This is a genomic window from Pedobacter jaeyakensis (genome assembly GCF_054461315.1).
The window spans coordinates 2,024,673-2,044,722 of record NZ_CM136921.1; the positions used below are offsets into that span (position 1 = coordinate 2,024,673).

General features: G+C 38.7%; 24 protein-coding genes. 14 read left to right on the forward strand and 10 right to left on the reverse strand.

Annotated elements, in window-relative coordinates:
• The first annotated feature begins 20 nt into the window (after positions 1–20).
• Positions 21–1,307: an SGNH/GDSL hydrolase family protein gene (locus ACXZ1K_RS09035; RefSeq protein WP_458973059.1), complete on the forward strand. Its 1,287-nt coding sequence runs from the start codon at positions 21–23 to the stop codon at positions 1,305–1,307.
• A gap of 10 nt (positions 1,308–1,317) precedes the next feature.
• On the opposite strand, the gene ACXZ1K_RS09040 is transcribed toward ACXZ1K_RS09035, so the two are convergent.
• Positions 1,318–1,722, reverse strand: coding sequence for a hypothetical protein (locus ACXZ1K_RS09040; RefSeq protein WP_458973060.1), 405 nt, complete (start codon positions 1,720–1,722; stop codon positions 1,318–1,320).
• Positions 1,723–1,871: 149 nt separating this feature from the next.
• On the opposite strand from ACXZ1K_RS09040, the gene mscL reads away from it, so the two are divergent.
• A complete protein-coding gene (gene mscL, locus ACXZ1K_RS09045) occupies positions 1,872–2,306 on the forward strand; it encodes a large conductance mechanosensitive channel protein MscL (protein WP_458973061.1) in 435 nt (144 codons plus the stop codon).
• Here the strand turns inward: mscL and ACXZ1K_RS09050 are convergent.
• The gene (locus tag ACXZ1K_RS09050) at positions 2,303–3,166 is read right to left on the reverse strand and encodes a ChaN family lipoprotein (protein WP_458973062.1); all 864 of its coding nucleotides are present in this window, start codon (positions 3,164–3,166) and stop codon (positions 2,303–2,305) included. The genes mscL and ACXZ1K_RS09050 overlap by 4 nt on opposite strands.
• A gap of 193 nt (positions 3,167–3,359) precedes the next feature.
• On the opposite strand from ACXZ1K_RS09050, the gene ACXZ1K_RS09055 reads away from it, so the two are divergent.
• The 7 genes from ACXZ1K_RS09055 (at position 3,360) to tsaB (ending at position 7,549) form a co-directional block, all read left to right on the forward strand.
• Entirely contained in the window at positions 3,360–4,130 is a 771-nt protein-coding gene (locus tag ACXZ1K_RS09055) for a LiaF transmembrane domain-containing protein (protein WP_458973063.1), read from the forward strand.
• 10 nt (positions 4,131–4,140) lie between these two features.
• Positions 4,141–5,202 (forward strand): sensor histidine kinase, encoded by a 1,062-nt coding sequence (locus ACXZ1K_RS09060; RefSeq protein ID WP_458973064.1) that lies wholly within the window; start codon positions 4,141–4,143, stop codon positions 5,200–5,202.
• Positions 5,180–5,920 (forward strand): LytR/AlgR family response regulator transcription factor, encoded by a 741-nt coding sequence (locus ACXZ1K_RS09065; protein ID WP_458973065.1) that lies wholly within the window; start codon positions 5,180–5,182, stop codon positions 5,918–5,920. Before ACXZ1K_RS09060 ends, ACXZ1K_RS09065 begins: the two co-directional genes overlap by 23 nt.
• An 88-nt stretch (positions 5,921–6,008) precedes the next feature.
• A complete protein-coding gene (rpmH, locus tag ACXZ1K_RS09070) occupies positions 6,009–6,167 on the forward strand; it encodes a 50S ribosomal protein L34 (RefSeq protein WP_015807371.1) in 159 nt (52 codons plus the stop codon).
• 62 nt (positions 6,168–6,229) lie between these two features.
• On the forward strand, positions 6,230–6,625 hold the full coding sequence (locus tag ACXZ1K_RS09075) for a ribonuclease P protein component (protein ID WP_458973066.1): 396 nt from the start codon (positions 6,230–6,232) through the stop codon (positions 6,623–6,625).
• The gene (yidD, locus tag ACXZ1K_RS09080; protein WP_458973067.1) at positions 6,612–6,842 is read left to right on the forward strand and encodes a membrane protein insertion efficiency factor YidD; all 231 of its coding nucleotides are present in this window, start codon (positions 6,612–6,614) and stop codon (positions 6,840–6,842) included. Before ACXZ1K_RS09075 ends, yidD begins: the two co-directional genes overlap by 14 nt.
• A gap of 20 nt (positions 6,843–6,862) precedes the next feature.
• On the forward strand, positions 6,863–7,549 hold the full coding sequence (gene tsaB / locus ACXZ1K_RS09085; RefSeq protein WP_458973068.1) for a tRNA (adenosine(37)-N6)-threonylcarbamoyltransferase complex dimerization subunit type 1 TsaB: 687 nt from the start codon (positions 6,863–6,865) through the stop codon (positions 7,547–7,549).
• Here the strand turns inward: tsaB and ACXZ1K_RS09090 are convergent, their stop codons facing one another.
• Together ACXZ1K_RS09090 and ACXZ1K_RS09095 are read right to left on the reverse strand one after the other, a co-directional pair.
• A complete protein-coding gene (locus ACXZ1K_RS09090) occupies positions 7,550–8,968 on the reverse strand; it encodes a DUF5723 family protein (protein ID WP_458973069.1) in 1,419 nt (472 codons plus the stop codon).
• A 41-nt stretch (positions 8,969–9,009) separates the two neighbouring features.
• Positions 9,010–10,590: a hypothetical protein gene (locus tag ACXZ1K_RS09095; protein ID WP_458973070.1), complete on the reverse strand. Its 1,581-nt coding sequence runs from the start codon at positions 10,588–10,590 to the stop codon at positions 9,010–9,012.
• Positions 10,591–10,683: 93 nt separating this feature from the next.
• Here ACXZ1K_RS09095 and ACXZ1K_RS09100 point away from each other — a divergent pair, with 93 nt between their 5' ends.
• From ACXZ1K_RS09100 to ACXZ1K_RS09110, 3 genes are all read left to right on the forward strand, one after another.
• On the forward strand, positions 10,684–11,070 hold the full coding sequence (locus ACXZ1K_RS09100; RefSeq protein ID WP_458973071.1) for a DUF423 domain-containing protein: 387 nt from the start codon (positions 10,684–10,686) through the stop codon (positions 11,068–11,070).
• The gene (gene priA / locus ACXZ1K_RS09105; RefSeq protein WP_458973072.1) at positions 11,063–13,543 is read left to right on the forward strand and encodes a replication restart helicase PriA; all 2,481 of its coding nucleotides are present in this window, start codon (positions 11,063–11,065) and stop codon (positions 13,541–13,543) included. Before ACXZ1K_RS09100 ends, priA begins: the two co-directional genes overlap by 8 nt.
• A gap of 99 nt (positions 13,544–13,642) precedes the next feature.
• Positions 13,643–14,299, forward strand: a complete 657-nt coding sequence (locus tag ACXZ1K_RS09110) for a protein-L-isoaspartate(D-aspartate) O-methyltransferase (RefSeq protein WP_458973073.1) — start codon at positions 13,643–13,645, stop codon at positions 14,297–14,299.
• 2 nt (positions 14,300–14,301) lie between these two features.
• Here ACXZ1K_RS09110 and smpB read toward each other — a convergent pair whose 3' ends face one another.
• From smpB to ACXZ1K_RS09125, 3 genes are read right to left on the reverse strand one after another with little or no spacing between them, the layout of a single operon-like run.
• Entirely contained in the window at positions 14,302–14,751 is a 450-nt protein-coding gene (gene smpB, locus ACXZ1K_RS09115; protein ID WP_457288172.1) for an SsrA-binding protein SmpB, read from the reverse strand.
• A gap of 18 nt (positions 14,752–14,769) precedes the next feature.
• On the reverse strand, positions 14,770–16,647 hold the full coding sequence (locus ACXZ1K_RS09120; protein WP_458973074.1) for an Nramp family divalent metal transporter: 1,878 nt from the start codon (positions 16,645–16,647) through the stop codon (positions 14,770–14,772).
• The gene (locus tag ACXZ1K_RS09125; RefSeq protein ID WP_458973075.1) at positions 16,644–17,300 is read right to left on the reverse strand and encodes a metal-dependent transcriptional regulator; all 657 of its coding nucleotides are present in this window, start codon (positions 17,298–17,300) and stop codon (positions 16,644–16,646) included. The genes ACXZ1K_RS09120 and ACXZ1K_RS09125 overlap by 4 nt, the downstream gene beginning before the upstream one ends.
• A gap of 139 nt (positions 17,301–17,439) precedes the next feature.
• Here ACXZ1K_RS09125 and ACXZ1K_RS09130 point away from each other — a divergent pair, with 139 nt between their 5' ends.
• A complete protein-coding gene (locus tag ACXZ1K_RS09130) occupies positions 17,440–17,910 on the forward strand; it encodes an Lrp/AsnC family transcriptional regulator (RefSeq protein WP_458973076.1) in 471 nt (156 codons plus the stop codon).
• Here ACXZ1K_RS09130 and ung read toward each other — a convergent pair.
• Positions 17,907–18,584 carry a uracil-DNA glycosylase gene (ung, locus tag ACXZ1K_RS09135; protein WP_458973077.1) on the reverse strand — a complete coding sequence of 226 codons (678 nt, stop codon included), beginning with the start codon at positions 18,582–18,584 and terminating at the stop codon, positions 17,907–17,909. The genes ACXZ1K_RS09130 and ung overlap by 4 nt on opposite strands.
• Positions 18,584–19,096: a thioredoxin domain-containing protein gene (locus tag ACXZ1K_RS09140; RefSeq protein WP_458973078.1), complete on the reverse strand. Its 513-nt coding sequence runs from the start codon at positions 19,094–19,096 to the stop codon at positions 18,584–18,586. Before ACXZ1K_RS09140 ends, ung begins: the two co-directional genes overlap by 1 nt.
• 87 nt (positions 19,097–19,183) lie before the next feature.
• On the opposite strand from ACXZ1K_RS09140, the gene ACXZ1K_RS09145 reads away from it, so the two are divergent.
• Positions 19,184–19,720, forward strand: coding sequence for a DUF2892 domain-containing protein (locus ACXZ1K_RS09145; protein WP_458973079.1), 537 nt, complete (start codon positions 19,184–19,186; stop codon positions 19,718–19,720).
• 31 nt (positions 19,721–19,751) lie between these two features.
• Here the strand turns inward: ACXZ1K_RS09145 and ACXZ1K_RS09150 are convergent, their stop codons facing one another.
• Positions 19,752–19,970, reverse strand: a complete 219-nt coding sequence (locus ACXZ1K_RS09150; protein ID WP_458973080.1) for a hypothetical protein — start codon at positions 19,968–19,970, stop codon at positions 19,752–19,754.
• Between the last annotated feature and the right edge of the window lie 80 nt (positions 19,971–20,050).

Consider the following 20,050-nt stretch of genomic DNA (forward strand, 5'->3'; position numbering starts at 1 on the left):
TTGCATGATATATTAATGATATGAGATCAGTTAGAATTTTTGTCCTGATAGCCAGTTTAGTAAGCGGTATAGCATTTGTTTCCCGGGCAAATTTTTGCGTGGCAGATACCAGCAGGTTCAACAAATCTTTAGATACGTTAAAGATCGTGTATCTTGGTTCATCCGTACCATATGGCACTGGTGCTACCAAGGATTTTGGTTATACCTCGATATATACCAGGTTGTTAAGACAACGTGCCTCAGATGGCACGGGCAAGGCTTGGATGCCTGTAAATAAATCTATAGGTGGCGATAATACAATAAAGGTAATGGCACGTTGGGAGCGCGATCTGGTTCCGCAGAAGGCTAAATATGTGGTGATCGCGTTATCATTAGGTAATGAAGGAATCCATGAGGTTGGTAAACCAAGATTTGATCAGTTCAAAACTAACATGTCCAAACTGATTTCGATGGCCCGCGACAGTGGTTATGTGCCTGTGCTGACCAACTGTTATACTCGTAACGATTTTAATGAGGCTGATTATTATTATGTTAAACAGTTAAATCTCTGGATTAACTCACTTAATGTACCATCAGTAAATTTGTTAGGAGCAGTTGATGATGGAACTGGTAAATGGGCTCCTAATTACTGGTTTAACGAAGGTCATCCAAATGATGCTGGTCATGCCGAAATGAGTTATGCTATTGTGCCTTCGCTATTTGACGCTTTGGCCTTAGGCAAACGCCAACCTAAATTTATAGAAGCCTCTTCAATCACCTGGGATAAGAACAATAAAAAACTGCTTTATTTTAAACCGGACAATGCTTTGCATGCATTTACAACTAGTATCACTATAAAAACTACTGGTAAGGGACAAGTTTTGCAATTGGCTGATAGTAGCGGTAATTTTGGTAGTCTAGCTGTAAATCGAAAAGGACTTCTCGCCTATAAATCTGCTGTAAATCAAGTTATACAAGGAAGTACTAAAATAGATGATGGTAAATGGCATAAAATTACCTTGACGCATTATTATGCCAGAGGAGAGACTGTACTTTATTGCGATGGCGTAAAAGAGGGAAGTACTTATGAAAAGCTGTTGATCAAAGCACTTTATGCAGGGTATAGAAAAGGCAGAGGACTGTCTGCAAAGAACTGGTTGTTTTACCGGTCGGGCATGAATTTATCTGAAGCGATGGCCTTGAACGAAGATAAGTTACTGCAATCTAGCCTTGAATTGTATGCTCCATTAGATGGGGAGCATACAATTTTGAAGGATGAGTTGTCTAATTTGGCGCAGAGCACTAATGTAGTAAGGTGGTTGAAGTAGTCAGCTGCAACTACAGTTTCTCGTAAGTTACAGTACTTCCATCGGATGCGATAGATCCATTGCAGATTAGGAGTTGTTTTCCCGAGAATTTGATAAATACCCTCCAGTCTTTTTCATCATCAAACAAGATCCTTTTTTCATATTTATTTCCATCTATATCGGCGGTAGCATCAACAATTGTGTAGGTACCTTCTGTAATGACTTTTCCGCCTTCTATTCTTTTATAGTTTGTTGCTGAAAACTCTATTATGCTTCCATTTCCTTTTGCAAATTGTGATGGAGCTCCAGCTACTTGTACCCCTAAAATAGACCGTACTTCCCATTTTCCTAAGAGATTTTCTGGCTGCATATCCTCATTTTCTTTTTTGCAGCTAAATAATAGGGTGATAATGGCTAAAATAATAATGTTTTTCATCTTGTTTTAAGTTTTATAAGGAATACGTAGTAACTGATTTAAACGCTACATCAGCTGATAAAAAAAATACATGTTGATAAAGAATACGCTAAGATTATCTAATTTTCGAATAATTTCCTAGTTTTAGGTTGAACATAAATTATAATACTATGGGTTTTGTTAAGGAATTTAAAGAGTTTGCCATAAAAGGTAACGTAATGGACCTCGCTGTTGGGGTAATCATTGGTGCTGCATTTGGAAAGATAATAGACAGCGTTGTTAAGGATTTGGTAATGCCTATTGTGTCTGCAGTAATTGGTCAGCAAGACTTTAGCGACAAATATCTAGTATTGAAAGGAGAGGTGCCTAAAGGAACTACTTTAGCAGCGGCGAAGGAAATACCTGAAACTGCCATCTTTGCTTATGGTAATTTTATTACTGTGGCCATCAACTTTTTTTTGCTGGCTTTAGTCGTGTTTATGTTGGTTAAGGGCATTAATGCGCTAAAACGTAAAGAAGCCGCGGCCCCATCTGCACCGCCAGCACCTTCTAAGGAGGAGATCTTGTTGACAGAGATTAGAGATGTATTAAAAGCAAAGAACTAATACGACCTTTTTACAGCCGGGTCGGTTACAATAATGTAATCGCCCTGGCTTTTATATTTCTCCCAATTTGGATTTGAGAAATCATCAGCATAAAAGCAGGAAATATTGGCCGACTTAATTTTTGGTAGTTGTTGCTGTAACTTTGCAAAAGTACCCAAATGGTAGTCGCTATGGAACCTGCCATTGAGTTGCAAGATTTTCGTTCCCTTATTGCTTTTTAGAAATTTAGCGATAGACCAAGCCATAGTTGCATCCCACAAGTTCTGAGTTTGGTAGACTTTCATGTTACCCATACCATGCCCACCCATTAATTCTACGAATTTATTGTAATAATCCCCGGTGGCTGTGTCTATTGGTAATGGAGGTAAAAATCTTTTGGAAACTTTTGGTAATGCTTCTAAGCCTGCTAAACCTGTTTTCGTGACCATATTACTATATCTAGTAGCAGCATTGCCACCAATTACGCTTAGGTGGTTCGTTTTTGCAAATTCAACCAGCGGTTTGTAGTCGTTGTAATTGTTCCAGGCCCTGGCCTCTTTGATAAAATTCTTTTCTGTTATGTAACCTTCAAGATATTCATCGATAACCCCTTGAACATCTGTAGAGAACATTTCCATTGATAATCCGATTTTTGGATATGCGGCATACATTTGCTTGAAAATTTCTGCCTCTAGCCAGTGCCCAACGGAATCATTATGTTCCTCTCCAAAAAATAGCACATTTATGTTTTTCATGTCGTTGACAAGGTCCGTCATCGTAATCAGTTTGCTTTGCTTCACATTGTATATTTTGTAGTGATCTGCCTGGGCGATGCCCAAAACAGGAAGAATTGCGAGCAACAACAGCAAAAGATTTTTCATGTTCAAATTAACACAATTTTTTTTACCGATTAAATGGAGGGATTTACCGACTATTCACTGCTGCATGGATTACTACTGTATATCACGGAACAACTTCTGTATACATTTGATTAAACAAACGAGTACAGGAAAGGTAAATCTTTTGTACCGTTTAAGAAATTAAGGATAAAAGGATATATTTAGAACCAGGAATATGGAAAAGTTTAATAATAACAGCTCGAGCAGAATATGGACCGGGTTGGTCGTTTTAGGAATAGGATTAGTTTATTTTTTAAGGAATATAGGTTTGGACATCCCAACCTGGATTATAAGTTGGCCGATGTTGTTTGTAGTTATCGGACTGTTGGTTGGTTATAAGCGTAATTTTAATGGGATAGGTTGGTTGATTATGGTTATGGTTGGCGGTTTTCTAACGTTGGATAAGGCCATCGACTATAACTTTTCTAAGTATTATGTTGCCATCGGTTTTATGGTTTTGGGAACCTGGCTGATTTTTAAGCCTAAAGAAAGCTACAAGAAACGCTGGAAAGAAAGATGTGATAAGAACAAGACTGCAGATTTCAGTCATATTAATACTTCTGAAGAAGCTGGTCCCGGTTATGTGAACACGGATAAAGAAGATAACGATATCCTTGATTCTGTCAATGTATTTGGAGGAAGTCACCAAAACGTATTCTCTAAGAAATTTAAAGGTGGTGATGTTATAGCGATTTTCGGTGGTTGTGATATCAATCTTACTCAATCTGATTTTGAAGATACCATTACACTTGATGTGGTTGCATTATTTGGAGGGGTAAAAATTATTGTGCCTCCTGGATGGCAAATCAAATCAGAAGTTACCGCCATATTTGGTGGAATGGATGACAAAAGAGGCGTTGCACCAATTAATAGCGATGCGCCAGCAAAAATATTGATTATTAAAGGTGTAGCCTTGTTTGGAGGAGTTGATATCAGGAATTTTTAATTGACAGGCGTTGACAACAAGACCCTTATCAGTAGGTAAAATACAACAAATTGCTACCATCATATTTTTGGTATGGGTAGCAATTTTTGTTTTTTTATTTTACTACTCGCTCAATTTTACCCTTTTAATCTCGGTTTCTGATAGCTTGATTACCAATGGGCTATTGGCTGTTGGCTGTATTATTCTTAGTAATTTACTCGGGTATTATCAGCCTAAGAACGAGACGATCCTATTTGTACTGGTGCTAACCTTAATGCTAGGACTGATCATTACTGTAGTGAGCAAAGTAGCGCTAAATATGTTATTTGCTGATGATCTCACCTACCAGAGTTTTTTGGACTTGTCTGTCATTATCAGGTTCATTATCATGTTTGTATTTTTGGCCTGGTGTGCCCTTGCCAATATCTTATGGTATAGGTTAGAGGAACAATCTGCCACGCAAGACCGCCTGTTGACGGCACAGAACTTATCAAAAGAAGCGGAATTGAATAAATTAAGACATCAATTGCAACCGCATTTTTTATTTAATAGTTTAAACTCTGTCTATGCCCTCACCATTGTGAATCCTAAAGAAGCAGGGACTATGATTACCAAGCTGGCTGCCTTTTTAAGAGGAACTTTGAAACGTGATGATGAGGTTTGGGTAAATGTTGCGGAAGAGATGGAGTACATACAACTTTACCTAGATATTGAAAAGGTAAGGTTTAGTCACCGCTTAAACATTGACGTTAAAATTGATGAAGATAGCCTCAGCATGTGCTTGCCAGGAACGCTATTACAACCTATAGTAGAAAATGCGATCAAGTTTGGACTTTACAATACCTCTGTCCCTATAACCATCGCTATGCACGTAAAAGTTGAACACGGTGTATTGGTGATAAAGGTGCAAAACCCATATGACCCGGAAATGAAAGCAACCGGCGGTACCGGATTTGGATTAACCGCCATTAAGAGAAGATTGTATTTATTGTTTGCAGATGAGCAACTGCTGCAAACAAATGCAACATCAGATAATTTATTTATAACAACGCTTAAAATACCTCAAAATAATGATAAGAACCATACTAATTGATGATGAATCACTAGCCAGGGATATTGTTAAACACTATTTAAGCAGTTTCCCGGATATTGAGGTTGTTGCAGAATGCAGTGATGGCTTTGAAGGATTGAAGGCAATTACCCAACATCAGCCTGATTTTATATTTCTTGACATACAGATGCCCAAAATTAACGGTTTTGAGATGCTTGAGCTGGTTGAAAAACCACCTGCCGTTATTTTTACTACAGCGTTTGACGAATACGCAATTAAAGCTTTTGAGGTCAATGCAGTGGATTACCTGCTAAAGCCTATAGAAAAGAGCCGTTTTGACCTGGCTATCCAAAAGCTACCGCCTAGATTAAATGCAGAGCATGAGGTGGCTACGCAAGAACTATTGGAATCTGCATCGATGAGTCCGGCCCAGCACAATAGGGTAGTGGTTAAGAAAAATGGGGTGATTAAAATCATTCCAGTAGCCGATATTCATTACCTGGAAGCCGATGATGATTATGTAAAACTAAGCACTACTGAAGGAATATTCCATAAGAATAAAACGATGAGCTTTTTTGAGAAGACACTTGATTCCGGACAGTTCATTAGGATACACAGGTCTTACATTATCAACCTGGCACAGGTCACCAAAATTGAGCTTAAGGAGAAGGACAGCTACATTGTGCTTTTAAAATCAGATATTTGGCTTCCGGTAAGTAAAACCGGATACATAAAATTAAAGGCGGCTCTGGGCTTATAGAAAATTCTATTTCTATTTGCAATTTGAAAAAAATCACACTATATTTGCACCTCTTAATTAAAAAAATAGTCTAAGATATAATACAGTTATGAAAAGAACATTCCAACCTTCGCAAAGAAAGAGAAGAAACAAGCATGGCTTCCGCGAAAGAATGGCTACAGCAAACGGTAGAAGGGTATTAGCTTCACGTCGTGCAAAAGGAAGAAAAAGATTAACGGTTTCAAGCGAAGGCCGTCATAAAGCATAATATTTGATTGCAGCACTTTAGGTGTTAGCAGATCAGAACATCTGCAAGGTTGCGATCAAAATATGAACACATTCAATAAAGAAGAACGGTTATGTAGCAAAAAGTTATTAGACTTGCTATTTAAGGACGGTTCTTCTTTTTTATTATACCCTTTTCGGGTTTCCTATCTGCCCATAGAGGCCATTCACCCATATCCCGCACAGGTTGTTATCAATGTGGCGAAAAAGCGTTACAAGAGAGCGGTAGACCGTAACCTGATTAAACGCCGTACACGGGAAGCTTACCGACTTCAAAAAGAACTTCAGCTTTATTCATCAATTTCCGTTTCAGGCAGATTGGTATTGCTATCAATTCAATTTGTAGGGAAGAAGATCTACGATTTTTCATTCTTTGAAAAGAAGCTGGCTTTGGTGATGAAAAAGCTGGTGGTAAATATTTCTGGTGATGAAGGTAATTAGACTGCTGTTTAGCTGGTTGTTTCTAGGTATTATTAGGCTTTACCAGTGGCTTTTATCGCCTCTACTTGGTGCAAGTTGTCGGTACACGCCCACCTGTTCTCAGTACGGAATGGAAGCAATAAAAAAACATGGACCTTTTAAAGGAGGTTGGCTAACACTTAAACGAATTGGGAGATGCCATCCATGGGGCGGCCATGGTCATGATCCAGTTCCATAATTAACCATTACATTTGCAATATGTCGCTAATACTTCAAATTGAAACTGCTACACAAGTTTGTTCCGCTGCTTTATCTAAAGACGGGCATACCATCGCCATAAAAGAACTTCAGGAAAATAATATTCATGCCCGAAGTTTGACGTTGTTTGTGCAGGATGTGATGAAACAAGCGAAAGTAAGTTTCGCCGATTTGGATGCTATAGCTGTAAGTAAGGGTCCTGGATCTTATACTGGGTTGAGGATTGGAGTTTCTACAGTAAAAGGATTTTGTTTCGCTCTTGATAAGCCGCTGATTGCTATTGACACTTTAAAGATGATGGCGCAAGGTTATCTATTGCAGCACCCAGATTATAAAGGCTTGATTTGCCCCATGATTGATGCCAGGAGAATGGAGGTCTTTACAGCGATTTATAATCCTGATTTGGAATACGTAGACGAAATATCTGCAAAGATTATTGATGAAAATAGCTTTACGACCTTTTTGGAGAATCAGGAAGTGGTATTTATAGGAGATGGCGCAGAGAAATGCAGGAGCTCAATCACTAGTCAACACGCCTCTTTTTCAGCAGGTAATTATAACTCAGCCGGAAATATGAGTAAACTTTCCCACATTGCTTTTGAGAACAAGGTTTTTGAAAACCTTGCTTACTTTGAGCCTTTTTATTTGAAGGATTTTGTATTGACCACACCTAAAAAAAGGGTGTAGTTATTTTTTCCTGGAGAAGATTCCAAAAAGGCTTTTAAAGAAACTAGTTTGGTTATCGTTTATGCCTGGCATGGTGCTGCTGTTCTGAGGATGTTCAACTGTATTGCCAAATTTGATCCCGATGCCCATATAGTAGGAGATTCCATTATATCCTTTCCCAATGGTTTCATCCCTGTTTAGTATTCCTTTAACTTGTGAACTGGTTTTAAATACATTATCAGAGCCTAGAAACACTTCGAAGTTTGGTGTTTTGTACATCCCCTGCAGACCGAAAAGCACTAGCCCGTCTATGCTGTAGGAAGGGACAGCACTCAATGAAAAATCGTTGTATGCAAATTTGTTCACAAAGGCTACATCACCACCTTTATAAAATACATTTTTAGAGACAATTAGACTCGGCGTGTAGAATCCATAAGGCCTGGAAATTAAGAAGTCTATTTTAGCATTGGTAAGCGCGTAAAAGCTTTGCCTTCTAGAGTTCAACAGGACAACATCTGTAATCTTATTCTCCACTTGTTTTGATGTCATCGTATCCGGATTATTGATCATAACGACCTTATTAAAATTGGCAACAGCGGAAGTTTTCCCCCACCTGATCACACCCAAATCTTTTAAATTAGCCATGATCACTGTTCCGTTTTTTGCAGTATATGTGGTACCTAAAGTGATGGCGGCTCCAGGGTTTTTAAATAAAGGAACTAAATCTCTTTTTTTCAGTTCGTCGCCTTTTAAAAAGCTGGCTTTGTAGTATCCTGTAAGTTTTACGGCGATATCTCCTTCTTCGCCTTGCTGATTAAAGTTGGATTCTGTGATGTTTAACCTGTTGTAGCTAATTCCACTTAATAAACTCAATTTAACGCCGAATGCCAGCTTCTTATTATAGTTTTCGCGATAGCTAAGGCTGAACTGGTGGTAACTTTGTACCAATGCTTTATTATTGAAGGCATTGTCGAAGTTTGTTAATCCGCTTTCCTCGAATCTTCTGTAACTATCCAGCAAAGCCAAAGTTTCATTCGTATAATCGGCACGACCTTCTGTTTTTACCTGCCAGGACAGCCCAATTTCTTTTTGATATTTATAGGAGTGGAAGATCTTAAGCGTGGCTATGTAGATATTAGAATTTTCCAGGATGGTATTGTTTTGATTGCCGTCAAGTGGAACATTCTTAGCGTTGTAAACACGGCCGTTTACCAGGTTCCGCATAAAATCATCGTTCCCTTTGGTTGAGGCGGTGAGTCCGAAATTTGGTAGAAAGAAGTTGGAGCTGAATTTCCTGGAGTAGTCTAGCAGAAAGGTTTTCTGAGCAGGGTTCTCAAAACCATCAAACATAGTTTTGGTATTGAATAGACCGTATTGCTGGGCATTCAGATGATTGAAAGAAAAAAGGAGTATGCTTAGTATTGCGTATTTTCTCAACATATTTAAAACTAACGCAATAAAGTTAATATTTAAATTGTGTGTTATGGAAGGATTGCAGAAGAATCAGGGCTGTGGCTATCAAGTTTTTTTGTCATCAGGAAATTACTCAGGAACTTTCCATTATCGCTACTCAATTGATAAGCAATGGAAGAATAGCTTTTCAATCCGTCATCTGAATAGATGTGTCTGAAAAAAGGCAAATAAATATTTTGCTGGATAATATCTGATGAATTTTCAAGGTCTATATAGAAATTGATGGTTGCCGAACCAGGAAGTTGGTTGAGCGCGTTGCTGTAATTAAGTTTGTTGATCAGTAAATGATTAGATCTATAATTGACCAGGTACATCTTTAGTGCGGGCGCACTATTTGAAAAAATAAGGTAGTTGTCTAATATCGTGTAGTATGGAGTTTTAAATTTCTTAAAAGCATCACCAAAGAATCCATAAAGGAGATTATTTGCTTTAAGCAATTTGATGTCTTCATCAAATGGATTGCTCAGGTCAATCAATAGCTGTTCCAGCTTATCTCCGTTGCTTAGATTAATAGCCCCTATTTTTTCTCCATTGCTGAGCTGGAAAGTGATCATTTGGTCTTTAAAATATTTTGGAATCAATTGTTCCACATCGATATGGTAGGTGCTGCTTATTGCTCTCAAGCCAGCATCAACTACCTTGTCTTCTTTTTTTGCTTTAAACCAGTTTTTTAGTCCTTTATTATAGGTTTGATAATTTTCAATAAAGTATGTAGTGTAGTTGGCAGTTTGTTCGGGCAGAATGTTGTTGATGGTGATCTTATTTGGCTTTGAGTTGAGGAATAAATTGTAGTAACTGGCAGGATCGTTGACTACTGTTGTTCCTGTTAGCAGTATCTTATCTTTGCTGAAATTGTAAATTAAAGCTCCATATGCCGCCTGATTGTTTAGTGGGCTCAATTCTCCACTTAGCGTACCCGGTGTTGTAACTTTTAAGATGTCTGGTAGCTTTAGAAAGTTTACGTATACTTCGGCCAGGCTGTTTTTGGTAATCCTGCTGTTGGCTTTAATGAACTCCGCGAACCTATTTTCTTTATCAATGCCAGCTTTTAAAGCGTTGTTAACTAACTCTGGTACGGTTGAAAGTAATATAAGATTGTCCTTATTCGCCAAATAAAACACAGCGCTATCGGACAGTTCTATCCTGACCGGATTTTTAGCGTTCTCAGTAACATTTATTTTTGCTGATCTAACAACCTGCAATAACTGCTGAAAGGTATGCTCGCTATTGATCTGCGTGCTATATAATAGCTCCAGGTTCTTTTCTTTTCCGGGGTATAGTCCGATATAAACGTTTTGTCTGGAGAAGAAGTTGGCAAGAGCAGGAATACTAATGAGGTTGTTTTTTAACGATTTCAATTGAGCGAATTTCTCGCTGCCTGTAATCTCCTGCAGCAAATCTTGTCCACTTAAGATATCCAGGATACTTGCATCGTTTTCAAAGGAAAATATAAGTGAGGCGTTTCCCGCCACCGCGTACAAACTGTGGTCATTATTTTTTTGCTCCGTTTTTAAGCCTGTGAAATAGAGATAGGCCATGGTAACGATGGCAATTAATAATACGGCGATTATGATTACTATCCTTTTCATGTGTGTTATAACAAACTTAGAGAATTTGTTTGTCTTTAGTACCTGTTAAATAACAATTTTATATAAGTTTGCTTTCTAAAAAAGCTTGTTGCAATGAACAGAAGCATATTATTGACCGCCTCCATTTTTGGCGCCCTAGCTGTTGTATTGGGTGCTTTCGGTGCACATGGATTGAAGCAATTGATTGATCCGGCAGCGCTGACGATATGGACCAAAGGAGTGGAGTACCAGTTTTATCATACTTTTGCCTTATTGTTTCTATCTCAATTGAAAAGCAGTAAACAACTCAGTCTAGCTTTTTGGTTTTTTACTATGGGCACTGTACTTTTCTCAGGATCTTTATACCTGCTGGCAACAAGATCAATCACCAATTTGAGTTTCGTGAATTTTATAGGACCGATTACACCTATAGGAGGATTATTGCTCATATTGGGTTGGCTGATGCTGTTTTTAAGTGCTTTAAAAATTAAGAATGCTTGATCTTCACGAACCTGATTTTGTAGAAAGGGAGACGCTATTTATAGAGGTGATCTTGCCTTTATCATTAGCGAAGAACTACATATACCGGGTTCCCTTTGATCTGAACGATCAAGTTGCCGTGGGTAAGCGTGTGGTTGTTCAGTTTGGTAAAAACAAAATTTATACTGCCCTGGTCAAAAGCATTAGCAGCACTGCACCAGAAGTTTATGAGGCCAAATACATTATTGACGTAATAGATATACACCCCATTATTACAGAACAGCTATTGCAGTTATGGGATTGGATGACCGGATACTATTTGTGTAACGAAGGAGATGTGATGTCGGCCGCCCTGCCTGCAGGTTTGAAGTTGGCCAGCGAAACAATTATTGTATTGAAAGAAGATGCATCGAGTGATGAAGAAGCGTTTACAGAAAAAGAGCAAGCTATACTTAATGCTTTTAGAAGCAGGCCCCGGCTAACTATTGATGATGTATCTGCATTGCTGGGACAGAAAACGGTTTACCCCATTGTCAATTCTTTACTAAGTAAGGGGATGATTTACATTGCTGAGGAGGTGATAGAGAAATACAAACCTTTACTAAAGAGTTTTGTATCGCTCAATGCTTTTTACCAGGATGAAGAGAACTTGAAGCAACTGTTTACTTTACTGGAGCGGGCGCCTAAACAGTTGGATGCTTTATTGGCTTACCTTAAACTGGCCAGACAACAGCAAATAGTCGCCAAACAGGAAATCTTGGAAGAAAGTAATTGTGGTGCGGGGGCTTTTAAATCTTTACTTGACAAAGAAATATTCACCATTACTAAAAGACCAGTAAGCAGACTTCAGGACAACAATGATGATTTTATTCTCAATTTCACATTAAGTGAAGCCCAGACTAAAGCATTAAATGAAATTCAGGACGCCTTTCTTGAAAAGGAAGTCGTGCTTTTACATGGCGTAACCGCCTCGGGGAAAACCCAGGTTTACATTAAATTAATAGAACAGGCAATAGAAAAAGGTGGTCAGGTGTTGTTCTTGCTTCCTGAGATCGCCTTGACCACACAAATTGTTGAACGCATACAAAGGTATTTTGGTGATGCCATAGGTGTATACCACAGCAAGTTTAACAACAATGAGCGTGTAGAAATTTGGAATAAGGTGCTTAATGGACAGTACCGTGTGGTACTGGGTGCAAGATCTGCCGTATTCCTGCCTTTTAAAGAACTAAAACTTATTGTGGTTGATGAAGAACACGAATCTTCCTATAAACAGCATGACCCCTCACCGCGTTATCAGGCTAGGGATGCTGCAGTTTACATGGGGCACATGCACGGCGCTAAGATCGTACTGGGATCTGCTACGCCGTCCATAGAGAGCTATTACAATGCCACAACGGGCAAGTACGGACTGGTAAAACTAAACCAACGTTTTGGTGGTGTGGAACTTCCGTTACAGGAGGTAATCAGCATTGCGGAGGAGACGAAAAGAAAGAAGATGGTTTCTTATTTTTCCAGCAAACTGATAGAAGATATTGAATTGACACTCCAAAATAAGGAGCAGGTTATATTATTCCAGAATCGCAGAGGATATGCAACCATTTTAATCTGTGCTACCTGTGGATATGCTCCTAAATGCGTGAATTGTGATGTCAGTTTAACATTCCATAAGACCAGCGGCAAGTTGCACTGTCATTATTGCGGATATCACCAGAGCAGTATCAATATTTGTCCGGCTTGCGGATCTGTACACATAGAACAAAAAGGATTTGGTACAGAAAGGATTGAAGAGGAACTGAGTTTGATTTTTCCTGAAGCAAAAATTGCCAGGTTGGATGTGGATAGTACGCGGACAAAAAATGGGTTGCAGCAAATCATCACTGAATTTCAGGAAAAGAAGACAGATATTTTGATCGGTACGCAAATGGTTGCCAAAGGTCTAGATTTTGAGAACGTTACGCTTATCGGTGTCATTAACGCGGATACCTTATTGAATTATCCCGATTTTAGAGCCTTTGAACGCAGTTATCAACTACTTGCCCAAGTTGCAGGCCGGGCTGGCAGACGCGATAAGCAAGGCAAAGTGATTATTCAGGCCTACGATGATAACCATAGGATCATTAGTCAGGTTATAGAGAACAAGTACCTGGAAATGTATGAAAGTGAGCTTGCCGAACGGAAGCAATTTAAATACCCGCCTTTTACTAAGCTTATTTTTATCAATGTTAAGCACAAGGATGCCGATTTGTTAAATGCAGCCTCACAAGCCTTCGCTACGGCATTGAGAATGCAATTGGGCTATAGGGTGCTGGGGCCGGAGCAGCCATTGGTGTCCCGCATCAGAAATTATTATATCAAACAGGTGATCATTAAAAGTGACAAAAGCACGTCGATGCCAAAGGTTAAATCGTTACTGAAAGAAGTGATATTGCAATTCCAGTCGGAAAAGGAATACCGTGGAGTGAATATTCAAGTAGACGTAGATCCTTACTAAATTTATTGGGATTGATTTCGTGTGGATTAGAATTATTTTAGCCACGCACCGGTAAATTAATCGCCAAATTATCGTTCAAAAACCTATTTTTGGAATAGAATGGCATATAAGTTTATCGACAACTATAGAGAACAGGGAGCAAGAAAAAAGCTGGTAGCACATCTTGCATCAAGAGGAATTGAAGATAAAAATGTGCTTAAGGCTATTGGCAAAGTTCCGCGTCATTTCTTTTTTGACGAAACATTCTGGAACCAGGCTTATAAAGATATTGCCTTTCCAATTGGAGACGGACAAACGATTTCACAGCCTTATACTGTCGCCTATCAAAGTGAGCTTTTGCATATAAAAAGGGGAGACAAGGTATTGGAAATTGGAACTGGGTCTGGCTACCAGACTTGTATCCTAATGGAACTTGGTGCAAATGTTTATACCATCGAACGTCAGGAATCTATTTACCGGCATACCATTAGGGTTTTGCCTGGAATGGGCTACAATGCACATTTCTTTTTTGGAGATGGATCTAAGGGGATAGCAGAGCATGCACCTTATGCCAAAATTATTGTTACCGCCGGAGCACCTTTTGTTCCAGAAATCTTATTGAAGCAATTGAAGATCGGAGGGATCTTGGTGATCCCGGTAGGAGACGAGCATTCCCAAAAAATGGTTACCGTGATTCGTGTAAGTGATTCTGACTTTGAACGAATTGAACTGGATACTTTTAGATTTGTTCCGTTGGTAGGTGATCAGGCCTGGTAAATTTATACCTTCATCGCTCTGTCCATTTCGCGTTTAGATTCTCTGTCTTTAATACTGTCTCGTTTGTCAAACTCCTTTTTACCCTGTGCCAGTGCGATCTCTATTTTAGCGAATCCCCTTTCATTGGTAAAAATTCTAAGCGGCACAATCGTATATCCTTTTTCTTCGCCTTTAACTTTTAGTTTTCGCAATTCCTTTTTTTGGAGTAATAATACCCTATCGCGCTTGATGTCGTGATGATGGAAAGAACTATGGCTATATTCTGATATGTGAAGATTTCTAACGTAAAGCGTATTTCCGATGAACATACAGAATGCGTCAGACATGTTTGCCTTACCCTGTCTAATGGCTTTTATTTCTGTTCCAAGCAGGGCAAGTCCGGCATTATATTTTTCAATAATGTGGTAGTCAAAATATGCCCTTTTATTCTTGATCTGTATATCGTTTTTCATTAGCGCAAATATCGTAAATTATCTCACAATTAGCACGGGTATCGTTACCCTATGCCTTACGGAGTTAACCGTAGTGCCCAGAATAAGGTCTTTGAGGCCTTTGTGACCGTGGGCACCCATAACCAACAATTCTAAATGGTTTTTGTTGCTGATCTCAACAATTGCCTGAACAGTACCTCCATAACCTATATGAGTGTTGGATTCATACCCCAGCTCGGCAAGATTTGTTTTGTATTTTTCCAGGTTTTGCTCGTCACTTTGAGTTTCATAATCCATTGCAGAGTTACCGTGATATCTGGCGGCGGCAGTTTCAACTACGTGAATGAGGTAATAGGTCGCCTCCTTGCCTCCTTGTATTAATGCGTGACGGATGGTGTTGCGGTCGTTCTTCGAAAAGTCAACTGTTATACCAATTCTTTTATAATGTACCTTTTCGATTTCTTCGATATTAAGCGCATTGCCATGAGGAGCAATATTTTGGGCAGAGTTGGCCTGTTTTACCAATGGATAAATAAAAATATACAGCAACAGGGCGCCGACAAGCATGGCTAAAGGAACAATGATGTAGTAAACATACCAGCCTCCTGTAGCACCCCAGGCACTGATTTCTTCAATAACCAATCTAACGTTAAGAGAAACAATAACGATTGAGCTTGCCCAGGCTAAAATCTTTAACCATGGTTTAATGGCAAAGTTTTTCATGGTTTTACGATCTGACGTGAAGTGTATGAGCGGGATTACTGCAAACCCTAGTTGTAAACTTAAGACCACCTGGCTTAGGATAAGTAGTCCGCCCAAGGCATCATCACCAAAGTAAAGGATGGTGAAAAAAGCCGGAATGATAGCTAATAATCGAGTAATTAACCGTCTTAACCACGGCTGTATCCGAAGCTTTAAGTGTCCCTCCATTACAATTTGCCCTGCTAGCGTACCCGTAACTGTGGAGCTTTGTCCTGCTGCAATCAATGCGATTGCAAAAAGGGTAGGCGCCGTGTTTCCGAATATATTTTGAAGCAACTTGTAGGCATCTTGAATTTCTGCAACTTCATGCAACCCGTTTTTGTAAAAGGCCGCGGCCGCTAGAATCAAAATGGCTGCATTCACAAAAAAAGCCAGATTGAGTGCGACTGCCGTATCAATAAAATTGAACTTAATGGCTTCTTTAATACCCTTATCATCCCGTTTAATTTTCCTTGTTTGAACCAATGAAGAATGGAGATATAAGTTATGTGGCATTACCGTAGCACCAATAATCCCGATGGCAATATATAAAGCCTCACTGGAAAGCATGCCTGGTTTAAAGCCTTTGGCAATCTCAATGATGGATGGTTCTACGATAAACATCTCCACTAAAAAGGAAAGCCCAACTATAAAAACCATAGAGACTATAAAAGCTTCCATCTTGCGCATGCCTTTATTTAGCAGGAATAACAGCAGAACGGTATCAAATATGGTAACACTAATACCCCAAATCAAAGGCAGGCCAAACAATAAGTTCAGGCCAATTGCCATACCAATGATTTCGGCCAGGTCACAAGCAACAATAGCCGTTTGAGCGAGTCCGAAAAGCGGGATATTTACCCATTTAGGATAGGCATTTCTTGATGCCTGGGCTAGATCTAATCCCCTTACAATCCCTAGTCGCGCGCTGAGCGATTGTAGCAGTAATGCTATTAAATTAGACATTAGCAAGATCCAGATTAGTTGGTATCCAAATTTGCTGCCACCAGCGATGTCTGTTGCCCAATTTCCCGGATCCATATAACCCACACTTACCAGGTATGCTGGACCTAAAAAGGAAAGGATTCGTTTCCATCCGGTTCTTTTGCTCGTATCTACACTGTTGTGTACTTCACTAAGCGAATCGGAGTGTTTGTGGTTGGATGACGTGTTCATTCTATTTTGATAAGTAGATGTTTTGCTATTTCGCGACTGACGTTTATTTTCTTTTGTTCCAATTTAAGCTCTAATGATCCATCGAAATCTATGATGTCTATGATTTCTATACCCTTGCCAAGGGTAAGTCCCATTTTTTCCAAATGCTGCAAAAAAGTAGGCGAATGTTCACTTACACCCATTATAATTCCCGTCTCTGACCTCGCCATTTTACTTAATTTAGTAAATGCCATGCTGCTAAATTTCCCGTTCTTATCGGGAATGGGATCGCCATGCGGATCATTGGCAGGAAAATTTAAGAATTCGTCAAGCCTTTCGATGAGTTCGCCGGAGTTAATGTGCTCCAGTTCTTCTGCAATGTCATGTACCTGATCCCATTTGAACTTTAGCTTGTCCACCAGAAATACTTCCCATAACCGATGCTTTCTTACGATATCTAAAGCAATAATTTTTCCTTGCTCAGTGAGTGATACTCCTTGATATTTTTGATAGTTAAGTAGCTTTTTTTCAGAAAGCTTACGCATCATATCGGTAACGGAGGCCGCCTTAGTTTGAATTTTTTCTGCAATGGCATTTGTTTGAACCAAACCGTTGGTGCCCAGAGAAAGGTGGTAAATGATTTTTAAATAGTTTTCCTCTGTGAAAGATCTCATCGGTGAATGTCTAACTTATAGTTTAGACAAATCTAAAAAAATTAATGACAAATAAAAGATATTTTTTATTCTGCATTTTAGAATAAAATTTGGCAATTAAATCATTGTTGTTCTATATTTGAATAATATTATTGAAAGTATGGCTTCAGAACTAGATAAAACCGATTTTAAGATTCTTAAATTATTGCAAGAAAATGGAAGAATAACCAATCTTTTACTTTCTCAGGAAATTGGCCTATCACCGGCACCTACGTTAGAAAGAGTACGGAAACTTGAAATGTCTGGCTTCATTAAAAGTTATCATGCGCTTGTAGATGAAGAGAAGCTTGGTTTAGGTATTAAAACTTTTATACAGGTTCAGTTGGATTTCCATAAGAACAATACGATCCAGATATTTTTGGATGAAGTTAACCAGATCAAGGAAATTACGGAATGCCATCATGTTACCGGGCAGGCTGATTTCCTGCTAAAGGTATACGTTAATGATATCAAAGCTTACGAACGCTTAATTATGGACAAGATCAGTAAGATTTCTGTGGTAAAAACATTCCAAACGATGATGATTATGTCTACTACTAAAAAGGAACCAATTGTGCCATTAGAATACTAGGTGATCTGCCAGTTTACGGCTGTTTGACCTTCTTGTTCTAAAATCGCATTCGTTTTGGAAAAGTGCTTACAACCTAAAAAGCCGTTGTAGGCAGAAAATGGAGAAGGATGCGCAGCTTTAAGTACCGTATGTTTTTTTTCATCGATCATGGAAGCTTTGTTTTGTGCATATCTTCCCCAGAGTAGAAATACAATACCCTTCTGTTTTTCAGAAAGCTCAGTGATGATTTTATCAGTAAATATCTCCCAGCCTTTGCCCTGGTGAGAACCAGCTTCATGTGCCCTCACTGTTAAAGTTGCATTTAAAAGCAGGACGCCCTGGTTTGCCCATTGCATTAAATTACCATGGTTAGGCATTTGAAAGCCGGAAATATCGTCTGTAAGTTCTTTGTAAATGTTTTTAAGTGAAGGGGGGACTACCATCCCTTTTTGTACAGAAAATGAAAAACCATGTGCTTGTCCGACATTATGGTAAGGGTCTTGGCCTAATATCACCACTTTAACCTGATCAAAAGGCGTATGATTTAGTGCATTGAAGATATCAGCACCTTTGGGATAAACCGTGTATCCGCTTTCTTTTTCCTGAACAAGAAAAGCCTTAAGATTGGTCATGTAATCTTTTTCAAATTCTTCTCCCAGCACTTCAAGCCAGCTTTTTTCCAAATTAACAGACATTATTTCTTTGCTAGTATATGGTACATGTCTTTTTCTAAAGTTTCCAGCGGACTTTCTGTAATGCGACCGAGTTCAATACCTTTTTCGTAAAAGATAATGGTAGGCACAAACTCAATATTTAAACCATCTAACAGCTTACCTTCCGCCTTTTTGGACCCATCTGTAGCTATAATAGTGATGTCTTTTTCAGCTATATTCAGGCCGTCCAATACTTTAAATAAGTGAGGTACCTGAAGTTTACTATCGCCACACCAGGTTCCTAATACTATGGTGACCGTTTTATCTTTTAATAAAGGCTTAATAGTGTCTAGCGTTAGTGAATCTACTTTATAGATGGGATATTGTGCGTCATAACTTTCTTTAAATTCTGGAAAAGATATCAATCCCTCCCGTGTGCAAAGGTTGATCATGACGGTTTTATTCCTGGTTTTATCTTCTATTTTTTTATTAATCTTCTGTGCGCTTACATTCATGGCTAATAGGATTATCATTAGTGCTAGTCCTGTTTTCATTGTGTGTCGATTTTTGCTGAAATTATAATTTTAAATCTATTTTTTGGTATTTAAACACGATATTTGCAAAAAAAATTACAAAGGAATATGCCAAATATAGTTCGTCTAATTTTAGGTTTTGTGTTACTTGGAGCATCTATCGCACTTATGGTATTCAGTTTTTGGGGCTGGGGTATATTAGGCGTATTTATAAGTATACTGGTTCTTGTCACTTATTTCTTTAATGAGAACATGTTGTTAGCGCAATGGTTTTTAAGAAAAGACAATATGGTTAAAGCGGAAGCTTTTTTAAAGAGAATAACAGATTATGAAAAGCAGCTGATTAGAGTGCAACATGGTTATTATAACCTTCTTGTTGGTCTGATCGAATCAAGGAAAGCTCCCATGGCATCCGAAAAGTATTTTAAGAAGGCTGTATCGCTGGGCTTACATATGGATCATAACATCGCGCTGGCTAAATTGAGTTTAGCAGGAATTGCAATGGGTAAAAGAAATAAGCGGGAAGCTCAAATGTATCTTACGGAAGCAAAGAAAGCTGATAAGAATAAGCTATTAGCAGATCAGATCAAACAAATGAAGGATCAAATGGTCTTAATGGACAGACAACAAATCAGATACAGGTAAAGAATTTAAAGCCACATGAAAATGTGGCTTTTTATTTTTCGCTTAATCTATCAAAGTTCTCATCACTTTCATAGTCTGACGCTCTGCTGATCAGATCCTCATCCATATACTGGCTTCTTTTGCTGAAAAACAACTGCTCAGATTGAATTCTTTTAATGAGCTGACGGATCAGGGTTAGGTCAAAGGAGTCCTTATTTAGTTTTATGCAATATTCGTTCTCTGTTATTTCAAGGCTTGAAGTATTCATCATCTTTAGTTTTTGTTATACGCCTTAAAATTAAGAAAGCCCTGCTACACTAAATGTGGCAGGGCTTTAAGCTTTTGTTATGG

Bases quoted from the DNA above. Each gene is read 5' to 3' on its own strand.
- ACXZ1K_RS09040 (WP_458973060.1), bottom strand. From the start codon at position 1,722: ATGAAAAACATTATTATTTTAGCCATTATCACCCTATTATTTAGCTGC.
- ACXZ1K_RS09065 (WP_458973065.1), top strand. From the start codon at position 5,180: ATGATAAGAACCATACTAATTGATGATGAATCACTAGCCAGGGATATT.
- ACXZ1K_RS09100 (WP_458973071.1), top strand. From the start codon at position 10,684: ATGAACAGAAGCATATTATTGACCGCCTCCATTTTTGGCGCCCTAGCT.
- ACXZ1K_RS09145 (WP_458973079.1), top strand. From the start codon at position 19,184: ATGCCAAATATAGTTCGTCTAATTTTAGGTTTTGTGTTACTTGGAGCA.
- ACXZ1K_RS09110 (WP_458973073.1), top strand. From the start codon at position 13,643: ATGGCATATAAGTTTATCGACAACTATAGAGAACAGGGAGCAAGAAAA.
- ACXZ1K_RS09140 (WP_458973078.1), bottom strand. From the start codon at position 19,096: ATGAAAACAGGACTAGCACTAATGATAATCCTATTAGCCATGAATGTA.
- ACXZ1K_RS09150 (WP_458973080.1), bottom strand. From the start codon at position 19,970: ATGATGAATACTTCAAGCCTTGAAATAACAGAGAACGAATATTGCATA.
- ACXZ1K_RS09075 (WP_458973066.1), top strand. From the start codon at position 6,230: ATGAACACATTCAATAAAGAAGAACGGTTATGTAGCAAAAAGTTATTA.
- ACXZ1K_RS09035 (WP_458973059.1), top strand. From the start codon at position 21: ATGAGATCAGTTAGAATTTTTGTCCTGATAGCCAGTTTAGTAAGCGGT.
- ACXZ1K_RS09050 (WP_458973062.1), bottom strand. From the start codon at position 3,166: ATGAAAAATCTTTTGCTGTTGTTGCTCGCAATTCTTCCTGTTTTGGGC.
- tsaB (WP_458973068.1), top strand. From the start codon at position 6,863: ATGTCGCTAATACTTCAAATTGAAACTGCTACACAAGTTTGTTCCGCT.
- ACXZ1K_RS09125 (WP_458973075.1), bottom strand. From the start codon at position 17,300: ATGAGATCTTTCACAGAGGAAAACTATTTAAAAATCATTTACCACCTT.
- ACXZ1K_RS09130 (WP_458973076.1), top strand. From the start codon at position 17,440: ATGGCTTCAGAACTAGATAAAACCGATTTTAAGATTCTTAAATTATTG.
- ACXZ1K_RS09090 (WP_458973069.1), bottom strand. From the start codon at position 8,968: ATGTTGAGAAAATACGCAATACTAAGCATACTCCTTTTTTCTTTCAAT.
- yidD (WP_458973067.1), top strand. From the start codon at position 6,612: ATGAAGGTAATTAGACTGCTGTTTAGCTGGTTGTTTCTAGGTATTATT.
- rpmH (WP_015807371.1), top strand. From the start codon at position 6,009: ATGAAAAGAACATTCCAACCTTCGCAAAGAAAGAGAAGAAACAAGCAT.
- ung (WP_458973077.1), bottom strand. From the start codon at position 18,584: ATGTCTGTTAATTTGGAAAAAAGCTGGCTTGAAGTGCTGGGAGAAGAA.
- priA (WP_458973072.1), top strand. From the start codon at position 11,063: ATGCTTGATCTTCACGAACCTGATTTTGTAGAAAGGGAGACGCTATTT.
- ACXZ1K_RS09120 (WP_458973074.1), bottom strand. From the start codon at position 16,647: ATGAACACGTCATCCAACCACAAACACTCCGATTCGCTTAGTGAAGTA.
- smpB (WP_457288172.1), bottom strand. From the start codon at position 14,751: ATGAAAAACGATATACAGATCAAGAATAAAAGGGCATATTTTGACTAC.
- mscL (WP_458973061.1), top strand. From the start codon at position 1,872: ATGGGTTTTGTTAAGGAATTTAAAGAGTTTGCCATAAAAGGTAACGTA.
- ACXZ1K_RS09055 (WP_458973063.1), top strand. From the start codon at position 3,360: ATGGAAAAGTTTAATAATAACAGCTCGAGCAGAATATGGACCGGGTTG.
- ACXZ1K_RS09095 (WP_458973070.1), bottom strand. From the start codon at position 10,590: ATGAAAAGGATAGTAATCATAATCGCCGTATTATTAATTGCCATCGTT.